We start from the raw sequence: 15,194 nt of genomic DNA, 5'->3' as shown, positions 1-15,194 counted from the left end.
TGGGGACGTGCGCCGCGAGGGTCCCTCCACGGGCGGTGCCGCACCCGACGGCCCACCGGCGAGCGCCCCCGCGTCCACCGGCGTCCTGCCGCTCGGCGCCCCGGCCGGCGTCGAGGCACCCGCGCGCCCCACCCGCTCCCGCTCCGCGGCGCCCGTGGTGCGTGCCGCGCCCGCCGCGCCCGCCGCTCCCGCCGCGCCCGTCGCAGCCCCGGCCGGGGACCTCGGGACCGCCCCGCCGGGCGGGCGCCACCGGCACCCGCGCGGGAGCCGGCGCCCCGCGGCGGTGCTGGCCGCGGTGCTCGTCGCGCTGGGCCTGTTCCTGCTCGGTGCGCGCGTCCGTGCCCTGCCGGTGCCCCTGCTGCCGCTGGAGCTGGCCGTGGCGGCCGGGGCCGCCGCCGCCGCGGCGCTCACCGCCGTCGGCCGGCTGGGCCGGCCGCCGCGCGACGCGCTGACCGGCCTGCCCGGGCGCGAGGTGCTGCTGGCCGCCGCCGGCCGCTCCCTGCGCGCCCGCGGCTCGCGGGGCCCCGGCCTGCTCGTCGTGGACGCCGACCGCTTCCACGACGTCAACGACGCCCTCGGCCGCGCGGCCGGCGACGCGCTGCTGCGCCGCAGCGCGCTGCGGCTGCGCGACCTGGCGCCCTCCGGCTCGCTCGTGGCGCGCCTGGACGGCGACGCCTTCGCCGTGCTCGTGCCCGACGGCGCCCGCGCCGAGGCGCTGGGGCACGAGGTGGTCGCCCGCGCCGCCCGGCCGCTGCGCGCGGCGGGGGTGCGGGTGCCGGTGCCCGTCAGCGTGGGCGTGGCCGTCGCGCCCGGGCACGGCGGCGGTGCGGCGGACCTGCTGCGCAGCGCCGAGGCCGCCCTGGAACGCGCCAAGCGCCGCCGCGGGCGCTGCTGCCTGGCCGACGGGGAGCCGCGCGCCGGCGCCGCCGAGCAGCTGCGCCTGCTGGGGGAGCTGGGCGGCGCCGTCGAGCGCGGTGAGCTGTTCGTGCAGTACCAGCCGCAGGTCGAGCCCGTCTCCGGCGCGCTCGCCGGCGCCGAGGCGCTGGTGCGCTGGGACCACCCGCGCCTGGGGGTCGTGGCTCCGGACCGCTTCGTGCCGCTGGCGGAGCGCTCCGGCCTGGTCCGCGAGCTGACCCTCGTGGTGCTGGAGCGGGCGCTGCGCGACGTGGCCCGCTGGCGCGCGCCGGGCAGCGACGTGAGCGTGTCGGTCAACGTGCCGGCGCGCCTGCTCGACGACGACGACCTGCCGCCGCTGGTGGGCGCCGCCCTGCGCCGGCACGGCCTGCCCGGCGGCGCCCTGGTGCTGGAGATCACCGAGACGGGCGTGGTGGCGGACGTGCGCCGCGCCGGGGCGGTGGTGCGCGCGCTGCGCGCCCTGGGCTGCTCCGTGGCCGTCGACGACTACGGCACCGGCCAGTCCTCGCTGCGCTACCTGACCGGGCTGGAGGTGGACGAGCTGAAGGTGGACCGCGGCTTCGTCACCGCCATGACCACCGACCCGGCTCGGGCGGTCATCGTGCGCTCGACCGTGCAGATGGCCCGCGAGCTGGGCCTGCGCGTGGTGGCCGAGGGCGTCGAGGACGAGGCCACGGTGCGGGCGCTGGCGGCGCTGGGCTGCCACCGGGTGCAGGGCCGGCACGTGGGCGAGCCCACCGGCGCCGAGGAGGTGCTGCGGCGGGTGGCGGCGCGCGGTGACGGCGCGCAGCCGGTCGGCCCGCTGCGCCCCTCCGCCCCGGCCTGACGGCCGCCGGCTCCCGCGCGCCGCCGGTGCGGCGCTCACGGCGCGCGCAGGGCGACGACCGTGCGCCCCCCGGCCGCGGCGAGCTCGGCGGCGGTGCGGGCGTCGACGGCCACCAGCACGCCGCCGGCCGCGCCGGCCGGGTCCGGGCCCAGCGGGCCGCCGCCGCCCGGGGCGGTGGGCACGGCCAGGACGACGACGCCGCCGGCCACGCGCTCGGCCCCGGAGGGCAGGCCCGTGACGGGGTCGTCGGTGCGGGCCAGCACGTCCACGCGCGCTCCGGGGGCCAGGCTGCCCAGCACGAGGGGGTCGTCGACGGCGACCGTGGTGGCCAGGGTGCCCGGCGGCTGCCCGGTCAGCAGCCCCGCGCCGGCGGTGCGGGCGTCGGTGAGGACCTCGCCGCGGCGCACCGCCCCGGCCAGGACCGCGCCGCCGGCGCTGCGCAGCGCCCCGTCGGGGACGCTCGCGCGCGCCCGCTCGACGCGCTGCACGTCCGAGGGGGCCAGGACCGCCCCGGCGGGCAGGTCGCGGGCGGCGACGAGGACGTCCTGCTGCGGCGGGCGCGGCGGGGCGAGCGCGGAGACGGCCGCGCCCACGGCGGCGGCGGCCAGCCCGGCGCTGAGCCAGCGCCGCGCCAGGCGGCGGCGGCGCCGGTCGCGGGGGCCGGGGGGAGCGGGTGTCGTGGCGCGCAGCACGCCGCGACCGTAGGCGGCCGCCGGGCGGCGGGCGCCCGCCCGCGCGGGCGGTGGTGGACGGGGGCGCCGGCGACGCGGCGGTGGACACCGCGGCGCCGGCCCCGTGCGCGGCGGTGCGCGCCGCCGCGCCCGCTCAGGCCGCGGAGGTGGACCCGCCGCCCGACGAGGACGAGGAGGTCGAGGTCGAGGTCGACGAGGTCGACGAGGTCGACGTCGAGGACCCCGAGGACGACGAGGTGGAGCCCGCCGGGGCCGGCGTGCTGGAGGACGAGCCGCCGGAGGAGTCCGAGGAGCCCTTGGACCCGGTGTCGGAGGAGCCGCCGGAGCGCGAGTCGGTGCGGTAGAAGCCCGAGCCCTTGAAGACGATGCCGACGTTGTTGAAGAGCTTGCGCAGCCGGCCGGAGCACTCCGGGCAGGTGGTCAGGGCGTCGTCGCTGAAGGACTGGCGGACCTCGAAGGTGTGGTCGCACTGCTGGCACGCGTAGGCGTAGGTGGGCACGTGGTCTCCAGGAGCTCCGGACCCCGACTGGCACTCGGGGCGTTCGAGTGCCAATCCTACTCGTCGGCGGCGGTGCGCGGCGCGGTGTGCGCACCGCGCCCGCTCAGCGCCGCGCCCTGGTGCGCCGGGCGGTGACCGCCCCCAGCGGCCGGGCGTGCACCCGCAGCCACCCGTCGTCGCGGCCGGGCGGCAGGACCTGCGCGGCCGCCGGCGCGGCGGCCGCGCCCGCGTCGACGGTCAGCAGCGTCCAGCCCGCCGCGCTCGTGCCGGGCGTCAGCGCCCGCGCGGCGGCCACCTCCAGCACCCCCTCGCGGCGGGTGACGAGCGGGGTGCTGCCGGGCGCGCGGCCCACGAGCGCGACGCGCGCGCCGGTCGTGGCGCGCCAGCGCGCCGCCCAGGTGCGCAGCAGGGCGCTCTCGTCGTCCTCGGCCAGGTCCCCCGGTCCCGCGCCGGGCCCGCGGGGCGCGACCAGCACCAGGCCGCCGGTGCCGCCGGCGGCGGCGGCGTCCAGCTCCTCGCGCAGCCACGGCAGCTGCGCCGCGCCGGCGGTGCGCAGCGAGCCGCCGGTGGTGCCCAGCAGCAGGTAGCGGGTGCCGGCCACGTCCAGCCGGCGCGGGGCCGCACCGGCCGCGGAGGTGCCCGCCTCGCCCTCGCCGGGCAGCCAGGACCAGCCCGTCCCCGCCGCCAGCTCGCGGTCGAGCAGCTCGTGCACGAGCGCGACGTCGGCCGCGGTGCCCGGCTCCCCGGGCGCGCCCACCGCGTCCCCGGCGAGCAGGACGTGCTGCGCCCCGGCGGCGGCCGCGGCCCGCAGCGCCTGCCGCAGCAGCGCCCGCCCGTCCGGCGCGCCGGCGCGCACGTGCGCGGCGGCGACCAGCGCGACGCGCCCGGTGCGCGGGCCGGTGGCGGTGCCCGGGCCCAGCGCCGGGTCGCGCGGGCCCTGCGGCACCGGCACGGCGCCCGGCGCGGTCCCCGCCTCCAGCAGCGCCAGGTCCAGCGTGCCGGCGACGCGGCGGGCGGCGTCCGTCTGCGCCAGGTACAGGCGCTCCAGCACGAGCCGGCGGGCCCCGGCGGGCACGGGCGCGACGGCGCGGCGCCAGCCGGTGGTGTCCAGCCGCTCGACGAGGGTGAGCGGGCGGGGTGCGCCGTCCACGCGCACCACCGCCCGCAGCCACCCGCCGGAGCCGTCGCCGCGCACGTGCACGGCGAGCTCGCGGGTGCCCTCGGGCAGCGCCAGCGGCGGGTCGGCGACGACGGCGGCCGAGGACGTGCCCGGCGGCTGCTCGCGCGGGTCGTGGGTCAGCCGCAGCGCGCCGGTCGCGCCGGGCAGGTCGTCCACGGCGATCGCGGTGAGCGCGGCGGTCGTGCGGGTGCCGGCCGCGCGCCAGCGCGCCGGGTCGGCGAGCGGGTCGACGGCGACCGCGCGCAGCCCCACGGCGACGGGCACCACCGCGCGCACCGGGCCCGCCCGCAGCTGCAGGGCGGTGCCGGCCGGTCCCGCGCCCGCCGCGCTGAGCCGCACCCGGCCGTCGGGCAGGGCGCTCGCGCTCAGCAGCGCCGGGTCGGTGCCCAGCTCCAGGTCCGCCGCGTCCACGCGCGCGCGGCGCCCCTCGGCGTCGCGGCCGGTGACCTCCACGTCCACGCCCGCCCCGGCGCCGGTCAGGACCGGGGCGGGCTCGACCTCCAGCGCCACCAGCGGCCCGAGCACCTCCACGGGCAGCTCGCCGGTGGCCGCGCCCGCGCGCACCCGCAGCACCGTGCGCCCGGGGGCGGTGCCGCGCACCGCGGCGCGCACGCCCCCGTCCGCGGGGGAGGTGCCCTCCACCGCGGCCACGGCGGGGTCCCCGCTGGCCAGGTCGGGCGCGGGCAGCGGTGCCGGTGCCAGCGACGCGTCGGTGCCCAGGGCCGTCACGACCAGGCGCAGGCCGGGGAAGGTGCGCGCGCCGCCGCGCCAGGCGACGCCGGTGGCGCGCCCGTCGGCGGGCGGGGCCAGCAGCCCCACCGCGTGGGCGACGGCGCGCGGGGCGCCGTCGGAGGGCTCGCCGACCACCGCGGCGCCCGCCGCGCCGGGCGCGCGGGCCACGAGCTGGGCCGAGCCGCCGCCGTCGAGCATCACGGCCCCGACGGCGCCGGCCTCCAGCACGCGCTCGGCGGTCTCCAGGGCGGTCAGCCCGCGCGAGCGCGCGGTGCCGCCGTCGACGGTGAGCAGCAGCAGCTCGCCCGCGCGCGTCCACCCCAGCGCGGTGCGCGCGCGCAGCACCGCCCACGTGGGGTCGGCGGTGTCGATCGGCGCGAGCGCGCCGTCGCGCACCAGCTCCAGGCGCGCCCCGATCGCGAAGCCGCCCGAGCCGGGCGCGAGGGCGTCGACGCGCACGTCCACGGCGGTGCGGGCGGGCGTGCCGGGCGCGGTGCCGGCCAGCGCGGCGGCCACCGAGCCGGTGGCGACGAGGACGAACCCGTCGGCGGGCACGGGCAGCGCGCCCGGGGCGCGCACGGCGCCGACGCGCCCGGCGCGCACCTCGACCTCCAGCCCGCCCGGCGCGCTCGGCGCGCGGTCCCCGGCGCCCCAGTCCGGGGTGAACAGCGCCAGCGCGTCCGGGGGGACGGTGCGGGTGCCCAGCGCGGCCAGCGGCCAGGTGCGCGCGCCGACGGTGGCGCTGCCGCTCAGGCGCACGTCGCCGACCCCGCCGGCCCACCCGGCGGCGGAGGCGTCGACGCCCACGGCGCGCTGGGCGGCGGCGTCGGCCTTGAGCGCGCGCCCGGCCACGACGACGGGGCCGTCCGGCGCGCTGGTGCGGTCGATGTCGAAGAAGTCGCCGTTGACGGCGGCCACGGCACCGGCCGCGGCGGCCAGCTCGAGCGGGGTGCGCGGCTCGGACAGGCTGCGCTGCAGCAGCGCGGGGCGGGTGCCGCTGCCCGGCGCCAGGCGCAGCAGCGAGCTGCGCACCGCTCCGGCGGCGTCCAGCGTGGTCAGCCGCTCCAGCACCAGGCCGGGCGCGACGGTGGTCAGCGTCCGCTCGAGCTCGACGCGCCCGGCGGCGGCGAGCACCGCCCGCGCGCGCCCCGCCCCGCCCGTCCCGGCAGCGGCCGCCGCACCGGGTGCGGCGCCGGGCACCGCGACGGGCACCGCGACGGGGGCGAGCAGGGTCCCGAGGGCCCCGGTGAGGACCGTGCGACGACGCATGAGCGAAGAGTAGTCATACGACTACTCCACGTCGCCGCGCCGCCCGGGCGGGTGGTGCCAGCCCGCGAGCTTGCCGTGCCGGCTGACCTCCTGCAGCCGCTCCTCCACGGCCACCCGCTCATCCGAGCCCGCCACCACCAGCACCTCGTCGCCCCGGCGCAGCACCGTGCGCGGGCCCGGCACGAACGTCGCGCCGTCGCGGGCCACCAGCGTCACGTTCGCCCCCGCCGGCAGGCGCAGCTCGAAGACCTCCACGCCGTGCAGCCGCGAACCCTCGCCCACCCGCACCCGCACCACGTCCGCCGACAGCGCCCCCAGCGGGGCCACCTCCACGTCCAGCTCGGCCGTGGGCGCCGGCTCGGCGATCCCCAGCCGCCGCGCCAGCGGCTGCAGGGTCGGCGCCTGCACGAGGGTGAAGACGACGACCAGCACGAGCACCACGTCGAAGAGCCGCTCGGTGCCGGGCACGCCGGCCACCAGCGGCACCGTCGCCAGCACCACCGGCACCGCCCCGCGCAGCCCCGCCCACGAGAGGAACACCAGCTCCGCCCGGCTCGAGCGCTGCGCCCCGCGGAACGGCAGCAGGCTGACCAGTACCGACGCCGGCCGGGCCACCACCGTGAGCACCAGCCCGATCACGAGGGCGTCGAGGACCACGCCGGGCAGCCGGGAGGGGCTGGCCAGCAGGCCCAGCGCGACGAACAGCCCGATCTGCGCCAGCCAGCCGGCGGACTCGGCCACGCCCCGGGTGGCGTGCCGGTGCGGCAGGCGGGTGTTGCCCAGCACCAGGGCGCACAGGTACGTCGCCAGGAACCCCGAGCCGTGCAGCAGGTCGGCGGCCGCGTACGCGCCGACCGCCAGAGCCAGCACCGCCAGCGGGTACAGCCCCGAGCTGGGCAGGGCGCCGCGCCGCAGCAGCCGCGCCCCGGCCCAGCCGCCGCCGACCCCGACCGCCGTGCCCACCGCCAGCTCCAGCACCGCCTCGGCCACCAGCAGCCACCACGCGTGCGCCTCGCCGCCGCCGGCCACGTCCGTCAGCGCCAGCACCGCGATCACGACGGGGGCGTCGTTCAGGCCGGACTCGGCCTCCAGCACGCCCGTCAGCCGCCGCGGCAGCGGCACCGAGCGCAGCACCGAGAACACCGCGGCGGCATCGGTGGAGGAGACCACCGCGCCGATCAGCAGGGAGACCGGCCACGAGGTGCCCAGCAGCAGGTGGGTGCCCACGCCCACCACCGCCGTGGACACCGCGGTGCCCACGGTCGAGAGCACCGCCGCCGGGGCGAGGACCGCGCGCACCGTCGACCACCGGGTCGTCAGGCCGCCCTCGGCGAGGATGAGCACCAGCGCGCCGTAGCCGAGCACCTGGGCCAGCTGCGCGTCGGAGAAGAGCACGCCCAGGCCGTCCTCGCCGATGAGCAGGCCCAGCCCCAGGTACAGCAGCAGCGAGGGCAGCCCCGTGCGCGCGGACAGGCGCACCGCCAGCACCGCCAGCAGCAGCACGGCGGAGGACAGCAGCAGGACGCGGCTGAGCTCCTCGGGCGTCATGCCGCACCGTACCGGCCGCCGCGCGGACCGCCCCGCCCGACCCGCCCCGGCGTCGCGGCCGCGGGGCGGGTCGCGCGGGCGCTCAGGCGGTCAGCGGCATCCAGCGCGTGGGCGTGACCACCGCGTGCACGGGCCGGTCGTGCGGCAGCACCGGCAGCGGGCTGACCGCGGCGTCGAGCAGCTCGTCGTCGTGCACGAGCGCGACCACCGGCACGCGCGGCGGCACCCGCCGCAGCGCCCGGTCGTAGCTGCCGCCGCCCTGCCCGAGCCGGTGCCCGGCGGTGTCGACGGCCAGCGCCGGGACCACCACGACGTCCGCGGTGGCGATGGCGTGCGGGCCCAGCCGGCTGGCCGCGCGCCCGGCGCCGGGCCGCACCGCGCGCACCTCCCAGTCCAGGTCGGCGTCGGGCAGCAGCACCGGCAGCAGCACCTCCACCCCGTGCCGGCGCAGCTCGGCCAGCGCGGAGCGGGTGCCCGGCTCGCCGGGGCCGGAGGAGTAGCACGCCACGCGCTGCGCGCCGGCGACCAGCGGGCACGCCAGCAGGGTGCGCGCCAGGGCGGCGTCGACGTCGGCGGCCTCGTCGGGCCCGCGCTCGCGGCGCCGCGCGCGCACGGCCCGGCGCAGGCCGAGCTTGCGGGCGCCGACCTCCACCGGGTCGGCGCCGGCGCGGCGCGGCGCGGCGGGGGAGGCGCCGGGGGAGGAGGTGGGGGCGGCGGGCGGCGCGGCCTGCGGGGTGGGGGGCACGGCGGCTCCTGGGTCCGGGCGCCCCGCGCAGGGGGTTGCGCGCAGTGGCGGTAGGGCTCCGGACAGTGTGCCCCGCCGGGCGCGTCAGGTCCATGGCGGACGCGCCCGCGCCGCGACCGGTGCGCCCGCGTGCGCGGGCGGTAGCCTCCGCGACCATGAGCGCACGCGACGAGCGTCCCGGCCGCACCGTCCGCAAGGCCGTCATCCCGGCCGCGGGCCAGGGCACCCGGTTCCTGCCCGCCACGAAGGCCGTCCCCAAGGAGATGCTGCCGGTGGTCGACACCCCGGCGATCCAGTACATCGTCGAGGAGGCCGTGCGGTCCGGCCTGAGCGACGTGCTGATGATCACCGGGCGCAACAAGCGCCCCCTGGAGGACCACTTCGACCGCAACGTCGAGCTGGAGATCGGCCTGGAGGCCAAGGGCGACGAGGCCAAGCTGGCCCGCGTGCGCGAGTCCACCGAGCTCGCCCGGGTGCACTACGTGCGCCAGGGCGACCCCAAGGGCCTGGGCCACGCGGTGCTCGTGGCCGAGCAGCACGTCGGCGACGAGCCGTTCGCGGTGCTGCTGGGCGACGACATCGTCGACCCCCGCGACCCGCTGCTGGACACGATGATCGAGGTGCGCGAGCGCCTCGGCGGCAGCGTGGTGGCGTTCATGGAGGTCCCCGAGGACCAGATCCACCTGTACGGGTGCGCGGTGGCCGAGCCCACCGACGTCGAGGACGTCGTGAAGGTCTCCGGCCTGGTGGAGAAGCCCAAGCGCGAGGAGGCCCCCAGCAACCTGGCCGTCATCGGCCGCTACCTGCTGGACCCGGCCGTCTTCCCCGTGCTGCACGAGACCCCGCCGGGCAAGGGCGGGGAGATCCAGCTCACCGACGCCCTGCAGGTGCTCGCGCGGGGCGACGGGCCCGGCCACGGCGTGCACGGGGTGGTCTTCCGCGGCCGGCGCTACGACACCGGCGACAAGCTCGACTACGTCAAGGCCGTGGTGCGCCTGGCCAGCGAGCGCGAGGACATCGGCGCCGAGCTGCGCACCTGGCTGGGGGAGAACTTCGCCCCGGGGGCCGGCGCCGGCTCGTGAGCCCCGCCCCCCGCGACCCGCACGCCGACGGCCCGTTCACCCCGGTGGCCGAGCACGTGCGCGCGTGCCTGGACCTGGTGCGCCCGCTGCCGCCGCTGGACGTGGCGCTGCGCGACGCGCTGGGCTGCGTGCTGGCCGAGGACGTGGTCAGCCCGCGGCCGCTGCCGGCGTTCGACAACTCCGGCATGGACGGCTACGCGGTGCGGGTGCGCGACGTCGAGGGCGCCTCGCCCGAGGCCCCGGTGCGCCTGCCCGTGGTGGCGGACGTGCCGGCCGGCAGCGGCGACGCGCTGCGCCTGCCCGGCGGCACCAGCGCGCGCATCATGACCGGCGCGCCGGTGCCGGCGGGCGCGGAGGCCGTGGTGCCCGTGGAGTGGACCGACCGCGGGGTGGCGCACGTGGCCGTGCGCCGCGCGCCGCGCCCCGGTCAGCACGTGCGCCGCGCCGGGGAGGACGTGGCCGCCGGCGTGGTGGTCGTCGAGGCCGGCACCCGCCTGGAGCCGCGCCACGTCGGCGTGCTGGCCGCCGTCGGGCGCGCGCGGGTGCGGGTGCGCCCGCGCCCGCGGGTGGTGGTGGTCTCCACCGGCACCGAGGTCGTCGAACCGGGCGCGGCCCTGGGGCGCGGGCAGCTGCACGACGCCAACGGCTACCTGCTCACCGCGGCCGCCGAGGACGTCGGGGCGCTGGCGTACCGGGTGGGCGTCGTCGCCGACGACGCCGGCGCCCTGGCCGGCGTGCTCGACGACCAGCTCGTGCGCGCCGACGTGGTCGTCACCTCCGGCGGCGTCAGCGAGGGCGCCTACGACACCGTCAAGGAGGTCCTCTCCGGGCGGCTGGGCGAGCGCGCCGGGCACCGGGTGCGCTTCGGGCGCGTGGCGCTGCAGCCGGGCATGCCGCAGGGCGCGGGCACCCTGGGCGAGCAGCGGGTGCCGGTGTTCACGCTGCCGGGCAACCCCGTCAGCGCCTTCGTCTCCTTCGAGGCCTTCGTGCGCCCAGCGCTGCGGCGCATGCTCGGCGCGCAGGGCCCCGACCCCGAGCGCCCGCGCGTGCGCTGCGTGGCCGACGAGGGCTGGACGTCCCCGCCGGCCAAGGAGCAGCACGTGCGCTGCGCGTGGACGCGCGGCGCCGACGGCCGCCTGCACGTGGCGCCCGTCTCCGGCCACGGCTCGCACCTGGTGACCGCCCTGGCGCGCACGACGTGCCTGGCCGTGGTACCCGTGGGCACGTCCGTGGTGGAGGTGGGCGACGAGGTGGAGTGCGTGCTGCTGGGGCCGCTGCCGGTGGGGGCCGCGTGAGCACCGGCGCGCGGCGTGCGGCGGGTGCGGGGGCCGGGGAGCGGCTGACGCACCTGGACGAGCGCGGCCGCGCCCGCGTCGTGGACGTCTCGGCCAAGCCCGTCACCGTGCGCGAGGCGCGCGCGGAGGGCCGGGTGCTGTGCTCCCCGGCGGTGCTGGAGCTCATCGCCTCCGGCGGGCTGCCCAAGGGCGACGCCCTGGCGGTGGCCCGCATCGCCGGGCTGCAGGCGGCCAAGCGCACCCCCGAGCTGGTGCCGCTGGCGCACCCGGTGGCCGTGCACGCCGTCGAGGTGGACGTCGACGTCGAGCCCGACGCCGACGAGCCGGGCGTGCGCATCCGCGCCGCGGTGCGCACCGCCGACCGCACCGGCGTGGAGATGGAGGCGCTGACGTGCGTGGTCGTCGCGGCGCTGACGTTCGTGGACATGGTCAAGGCCGTCGACAAGCGCACGGTCGTCACGGGGGTGCGGGTGACCGCCAAGAGCGGCGGCCGCTCGGGGGACTGGAGCGTCGATGGCTGAGGACGGGCGGGACGGCGGGCGCGAGGGCGGGCACGAGGGCGGGCGCGGCGGCGCGCGCAGCGCCCTGGTGGTGACGGTGTCCAACCGCGCCTCGGCGGGCGTGTACGCCGACGCCTCCGGGCCGGTCGTGCTCGAGGGCCTGCGCGCGCTGGGCTTCGCCGTCGACGGGCCGGTCGTCGTCCCGGACGGCGACCCGGTGGAGGAGGCGCTGCGCGACGCGGTGGCCGCCGGCTACGACGTGGTCGTTACCAACGGCGGCACCGGCCTGAGCCCGCTGGACCTGACCCCCGAGCGCACCCGCCGCGTGCTCGACCACGAGGTGCCCGGCATCGCCGAGGCGCTGCGCGCGGCCGGCGCGGCGAAGGGCGTGCCCACCGCGGTGCTCTCGCGCGGGCTGGCCGGCGTGGCCGGTCGCACCCTCGTGGTGAACCTGCCCGGCTCGCCCGGCGGGGCGCGCGACGGCGTGGAGGTGCTAGCGGGTTTCCTCGTGCACGCCGTGGACCAGCTGCGCGGGCGCGACCACGAGCGCGGCGGGAACGCCGGTGGAACCCCGTGAGGCGGCCGTGAGCGTCCCGTCCTGGCCGGTGGAGCTGTCCGAGGGGCCCGTGCGGCTGCGTCCCCTGCACCGCCGCGACGCCGCGGCGTGGCGGGCGGTGCGGCTGGCCAACGCCTCCTGGCTGCGCCCGTGGGAGGCGACCAGCCCGGAGGGTTCCGGCCCGCCGCCGACGTTCGCGCAGATGGTGCGGGGGTTCTCCCGCGAGGCGCGCGCCGGCCGGATGCTGCCGTTCGTCGTCGAGCTCGACGGCCACCTGGTCGGTCAGGTCACCGTCTCGGGCGTCTCCTGGGGTTCGCTGCGCTCGGCGCACGTGGGGTACTGGATCGACCAGCGCGTCGCCGGCCGCGGCACCATCCCGCTGGCCCTGGCGCTCGTGGGCGACCACTGCTTCCGCGTGCTGCGCCTGCACCGCCTGGAGGTCAACATCCGCCCGGAGAACGCGGCCTCGCTGCGCGTGGCGGCCAAGCTCGGCCTGCGCGACGAGGGGTTGCGCGAGCGGTACCTGCACATCGACGGCGCCTGGCGCGACCACCGCACGTTCGCGGTCACGGCCGAGGAGGTCCCCGAGGGCCTCCTGGCGCGCTACCGGAACTCCCAGCGCGCCGGCTGAGACCGCCCCCGGGACGTGGGCGTGAAGCGTCCGGGACGCGGCCGGGACGCGTCCGCGGCGCCCGGCGGGGAACGCCCGCCGGAACACCCGCGGGAAGACCCGGCGGAACGGCTGCGGGACCCGCCGGGAACGGCCGCGGAACACCCGCGGGGAACGCGCCCGGAACACCGGCCCGGCGCGGCGGGAAAGGGGCCGGGACGCCCGGCGCCGGCATTCTCGGCGATTCCCGGGAATGCGCGCGGCGACACGCGCCCCACGTGCGCCGCGCGGTGCGCGCGCGCCCGTAGCGTGACGACCGTGCCCGCGAGCAGCCTGATCTTCCTCGTCATCGTCCTCCTGTGGGCCGCCTACCTGGTGCCCGCGGCGATCCGGCGGCGCCGGCACGCGACCGACGCCCGCGTGGCCGACCGCGATTCCGCCGCGCTGCGCGTGGTGGTGCGCCAGGGTTCGGCGCCCGCGCTCGCGAGCGCCGCCGCGCCCGCCTCGAGCCGGCCGGTGCTCGCCGCCGGCCCCGCGCGCGCGCAGCTGAGCGCCGCGCGGCCGGGCACCCCCGCCGCCCCCGCGGCGCCGGCGGCGCCGGTGCGGCCGGCCGGCGCGCAGCCGCGGGTCCTGGTGCGCCAGGCGCGCACCAGCCGCGTGGTGCGCCGGCGCCGGCAGCTCCTGCTGGGCGTGCTGGGCGCGACGGTGCTCGCGTGGGCGCTGGTGGCCGCCGCGCTCGCGCCCGTGGCGGCGGCGCTGCTGCCGACCGCGGCGCTGGGCCTCGTCGTGGCCGCCCTGCGCCGCCACGCCGCGCAGGCGCCGGCGCGCGCGGTGGTGCCCACCGCCGTCGTCGCCCCCGCCGCGCGCGCCGCGACGACCGCCGAGCCGGTGGCGCCGGTGGTGCCGGTGGTGCCGGTGGCGCCCGAGGCGGCGTCCGTGCTGGACGACCCGACCGCCCGGCCCGAGCGCGAGCCGGCCGGGGAGCCGGCCGCCGCGGTGCCCGCCCCGCGCCCGCAGCCGCAGGCGCCCGCCGCGGACGGCACGTGGGAGCCGGCCGAGGTGCCGCTGCCCACGTACCTGCTCAAGCCGCGCGCCCGCGTGGTGCGGCCCGCCGCCCACCCGGTCGCCGCGGCCGCCGGCGCCCGCCCGGTCCTGGAGGTCGACGTCGAGCTGGCCGGCGCCGCCGCACCGGCCCCCTCGGTGCGTGCGCGCCGCGTGGTCGACGTGCGGGAGCACGAGCGGGCCCGCGCCGTCAACGGCTGAGCCCCCGCGGGCGGGGCCGGGCGCCGGGTGGGCACCCCGGGGTCCGGCCCGGGGCCGCGGGCCTGGTAGTGTTCTCCTCGCTCCCGCTGGTCAGGGAGCGAGCAAGGGGCTGTGGCGCAGCTGGTAGCGCACCTCGTTCGCAACGAGGGGGTCAGGGGTTCGAGTCCCCTCAGCTCCACCTCTCGCAGAGGCCCCCGCCGGTTCCGGCGGGGGCCTCTCGCGCGTCTGGTGCGCCCCCTCCTCTGGTCCGCTCCCTCCGCGGTGACCGCGGACCCCGCCCCGGCTCGCACCACTGGGTCGCACCACCAGGTCGCACCGCCGGTCCCACCGCCGGGTCGCACCGCCGGGTCCCGGCGCGGGCGCGGCCGTCGGCCCGCAGGCCTGTGCTCGCACGGTTGCGGAGCGTCATGGCAGGGATTACCGGGGTTCGAGCCTTGCGGAGGACGGGTGACGCGCCGCTACGATTCGTCGCGCCAGCTCACCCGAAAGTAGTAGTCGTCCTGACCCGTTCGGGTGGCCCGGTGCCACACCGTCGTGGGTCATGAGCACCTGTACCACCCGACGGGGGGAGAGGCATGGCCGCGGAAGAGCTCGAGACGCTGCAGCAGCGTCGCGTGATCGACGGCGCGACGCGTGGTGCGAGCACGCCCACCCTGCCGCTGCCGCGGCGGCGCGCGGGCTCGGTGCCGGCGCGCCGGCCGTCCCGGCGCGCGGAGTGGCAGCGCCGGTACGTGCGCACCCTGGTGCTCAGCGACGCGCTGGCCGCCGCGATCGGCGCCGTGCTGGGCTGGACCGTGCGCTTCGGCGACTCCGCGCCGCAGCTGGGCAGCGGGATGGCGGTGGGGTGGCTGGTGGTGCTGCTGCCGTCGATCTGGGTGTCGGCCAACGCCCTGATGCGCGCCTACGAGCCGCGCTTCCTCGGGGTGGGCTCGGAGGAGTTCCAGCGCGTGCTGATGGCCGGCACCACGGTGGTGGCGCTGGTGGGCACCTTCTCCTGGGCGTTCGCCCTGGACGTGGCGCGCGGCTTCGTGGTGGTGGCGCTGCCGGTGGCCGGTGCGCTGACGGTGGCCGGGCGCCTGGCGGCGCGCCACCGGCTGCACCGCTCGCGGGCGGTGGGGCGGTGCGTGCAGTCCACGCTGGTGGCCGGGCACCCGTCCTCGATCGCCGCTCTCGTGCGCCAGGTGCGCCGCGACACCTCCCACGGGTTGCGCATCGACGCGGCCTGCACCCCCGGCGGGCCCGGTGCTCCCGGGGCGCAGCAGCTGGCGGCGCTGGGGGTGCCGGTGCTGGGCTCGCTGGAGGACGTGGCGTCGGTGGCCCGGCGCGCGGACGTGGACGTGGTGGCGACGCTGAGCTGCCCGGAGCTGGACGGGCCGGTGCTGCGGGCGCTGGCGTGGCAGTTGGAGGACACCCGCGCGGACCTGGTCGTGGCGCCGGCCTTGACGGACGTGGCCGGGCCGCGGGTGGTGATCCGCCCGGTGG

Annotated in this window: 13 protein-coding genes, 1 tRNA gene and 1 pseudogene; 10 read left to right on the top strand and 5 right to left on the bottom strand. The window is 80.1% G+C overall.

Features of this window, described 5'->3' with window-relative positions; all coding sequences use genetic code 11:
• Positions 1-7 precede the first annotated feature (7 nt).
• Positions 8-1,741 (top strand): putative bifunctional diguanylate cyclase/phosphodiesterase, encoded by a 1,734-nt coding sequence (locus ACRYMN_RS14215; protein ID WP_432496291.1) that lies wholly within the window; start codon positions 8-10, stop codon positions 1,739-1,741.
• 35 nt (positions 1,742-1,776) lie between these two features.
• Here the strand turns inward: ACRYMN_RS14215 and ACRYMN_RS14210 are convergent, their stop codons facing one another.
• Positions 1,777-2,433 carry an SAF domain-containing protein gene (locus ACRYMN_RS14210; protein WP_432496288.1) on the bottom strand — a complete coding sequence of 219 codons (657 nt, stop codon included), beginning with the start codon at positions 2,431-2,433 and terminating at the stop codon, positions 1,777-1,779.
• A gap of 53 nt (positions 2,434-2,486) precedes the next feature.
• On the opposite strand from ACRYMN_RS14210, the gene ACRYMN_RS14205 reads away from it, so the two are divergent.
• A complete protein-coding gene (locus ACRYMN_RS14205; RefSeq protein ID WP_432496352.1) occupies positions 2,487-2,777 on the top strand; it encodes a hypothetical protein in 291 nt (96 codons plus the stop codon).
• 14 nt (positions 2,778-2,791) lie between these two features.
• On the opposite strand, the pseudogene ACRYMN_RS14200 reads toward ACRYMN_RS14205, so the two are convergent.
• The 4 genes and pseudogenes from ACRYMN_RS14200 to ACRYMN_RS14185 all read right to left on the bottom strand — a co-directional run.
• Positions 2,792-2,932, bottom strand: a pseudogene (locus ACRYMN_RS14200) (FmdB family zinc ribbon protein); the annotation flags it as partial.
• 103 nt (positions 2,933-3,035) lie between these two features.
• The gene (locus tag ACRYMN_RS14195) at positions 3,036-6,113 is read right to left on the bottom strand and encodes a phosphodiester glycosidase family protein (protein WP_432496285.1); all 3,078 of its coding nucleotides are present in this window, start codon (positions 6,111-6,113) and stop codon (positions 3,036-3,038) included.
• 21 nt (positions 6,114-6,134) lie between these two features.
• A complete protein-coding gene (locus tag ACRYMN_RS14190) occupies positions 6,135-7,661 on the bottom strand; it encodes a potassium/proton antiporter (protein ID WP_432496283.1) in 1,527 nt (508 codons plus the stop codon).
• 82 nt (positions 7,662-7,743) lie between these two features.
• A complete protein-coding gene (locus ACRYMN_RS14185) occupies positions 7,744-8,406 on the bottom strand; it encodes a 5-formyltetrahydrofolate cyclo-ligase (protein WP_432496280.1) in 663 nt (220 codons plus the stop codon).
• Between the two features lie 155 nt (positions 8,407-8,561).
• Between ACRYMN_RS14185 and galU the strand changes: the two genes are divergently transcribed.
• The 8 genes from galU to ACRYMN_RS14145 form a co-directional block, all read left to right on the top strand.
• Positions 8,562-9,488, top strand: coding sequence for a UTP--glucose-1-phosphate uridylyltransferase GalU (gene galU / locus ACRYMN_RS14180; protein ID WP_432496277.1), 927 nt, complete (start codon positions 8,562-8,564; stop codon positions 9,486-9,488).
• Positions 9,485-10,783 carry a molybdotransferase-like divisome protein Glp gene (gene glp / locus ACRYMN_RS14175; protein WP_432496275.1) on the top strand — a complete coding sequence of 433 codons (1,299 nt, stop codon included), beginning with the start codon at positions 9,485-9,487 and terminating at the stop codon, positions 10,781-10,783. The genes galU and glp overlap by 4 nt, the downstream gene beginning before the upstream one ends.
• Positions 10,780-11,304: a cyclic pyranopterin monophosphate synthase MoaC gene (gene moaC / locus ACRYMN_RS14170; protein ID WP_432496272.1), complete on the top strand. Its 525-nt coding sequence runs from the start codon at positions 10,780-10,782 to the stop codon at positions 11,302-11,304. The genes glp and moaC overlap by 4 nt, the downstream gene beginning before the upstream one ends.
• Positions 11,297-11,860 (top strand): MogA/MoaB family molybdenum cofactor biosynthesis protein, encoded by a 564-nt coding sequence (locus tag ACRYMN_RS14165; RefSeq protein ID WP_432496269.1) that lies wholly within the window; start codon positions 11,297-11,299, stop codon positions 11,858-11,860. The genes moaC and ACRYMN_RS14165 overlap by 8 nt, the downstream gene beginning before the upstream one ends.
• Before the next feature lie 7 nt (positions 11,861-11,867).
• Complete coding sequence (locus ACRYMN_RS14160; protein ID WP_432496266.1) at positions 11,868-12,470, top strand: GNAT family N-acetyltransferase; 603 nt, start codon at positions 11,868-11,870, stop codon at positions 12,468-12,470.
• 297 nt (positions 12,471-12,767) lie between these two features.
• A complete protein-coding gene (locus ACRYMN_RS14155; RefSeq protein WP_432496263.1) occupies positions 12,768-13,712 on the top strand; it encodes a hypothetical protein in 945 nt (314 codons plus the stop codon).
• Between the two features lie 105 nt (positions 13,713-13,817).
• Positions 13,818-13,890: transfer RNA gene (locus tag ACRYMN_RS14150), tRNA-Ala, on the top strand.
• 397 nt (positions 13,891-14,287) lie between these two features.
• Positions 14,288-15,194 (top strand): nucleoside-diphosphate sugar epimerase/dehydratase (locus tag ACRYMN_RS14145; RefSeq protein WP_432496261.1); only part of this gene is annotated, 907 nt, incomplete at its 3' end.

Source organism: Kineococcus gypseus (assembly GCF_050871305.1).
GTDB classification, from domain to species: domain Bacteria; phylum Actinomycetota; class Actinomycetes; order Actinomycetales; family Kineococcaceae; genus Kineococcus; species Kineococcus gypseus.
The sequence above is the reverse complement of the archived record's forward strand: the minus strand, read 5'-3'. Positions and strand labels throughout refer to the sequence as shown.

What these genes read in the sequence shown, in the direction of transcription:
- galU (WP_432496277.1), top strand. Translation starts at nt 8,562, where the DNA reads ATGAGCGCACGCGACGAGCGTCCCGGCCGCACCGTCCGCAAGGCCGTC.
- ACRYMN_RS14165 (WP_432496269.1), top strand. Translation starts at nt 11,297, where the DNA reads ATGGCTGAGGACGGGCGGGACGGCGGGCGCGAGGGCGGGCACGAGGGC.
- ACRYMN_RS14190 (WP_432496283.1), bottom strand. Translation starts at nt 7,661, where the DNA reads ATGACGCCCGAGGAGCTCAGCCGCGTCCTGCTGCTGTCCTCCGCCGTG.
- ACRYMN_RS14195 (WP_432496285.1), bottom strand. Translation starts at nt 6,113, where the DNA reads ATGCGTCGTCGCACGGTCCTCACCGGGGCCCTCGGGACCCTGCTCGCC.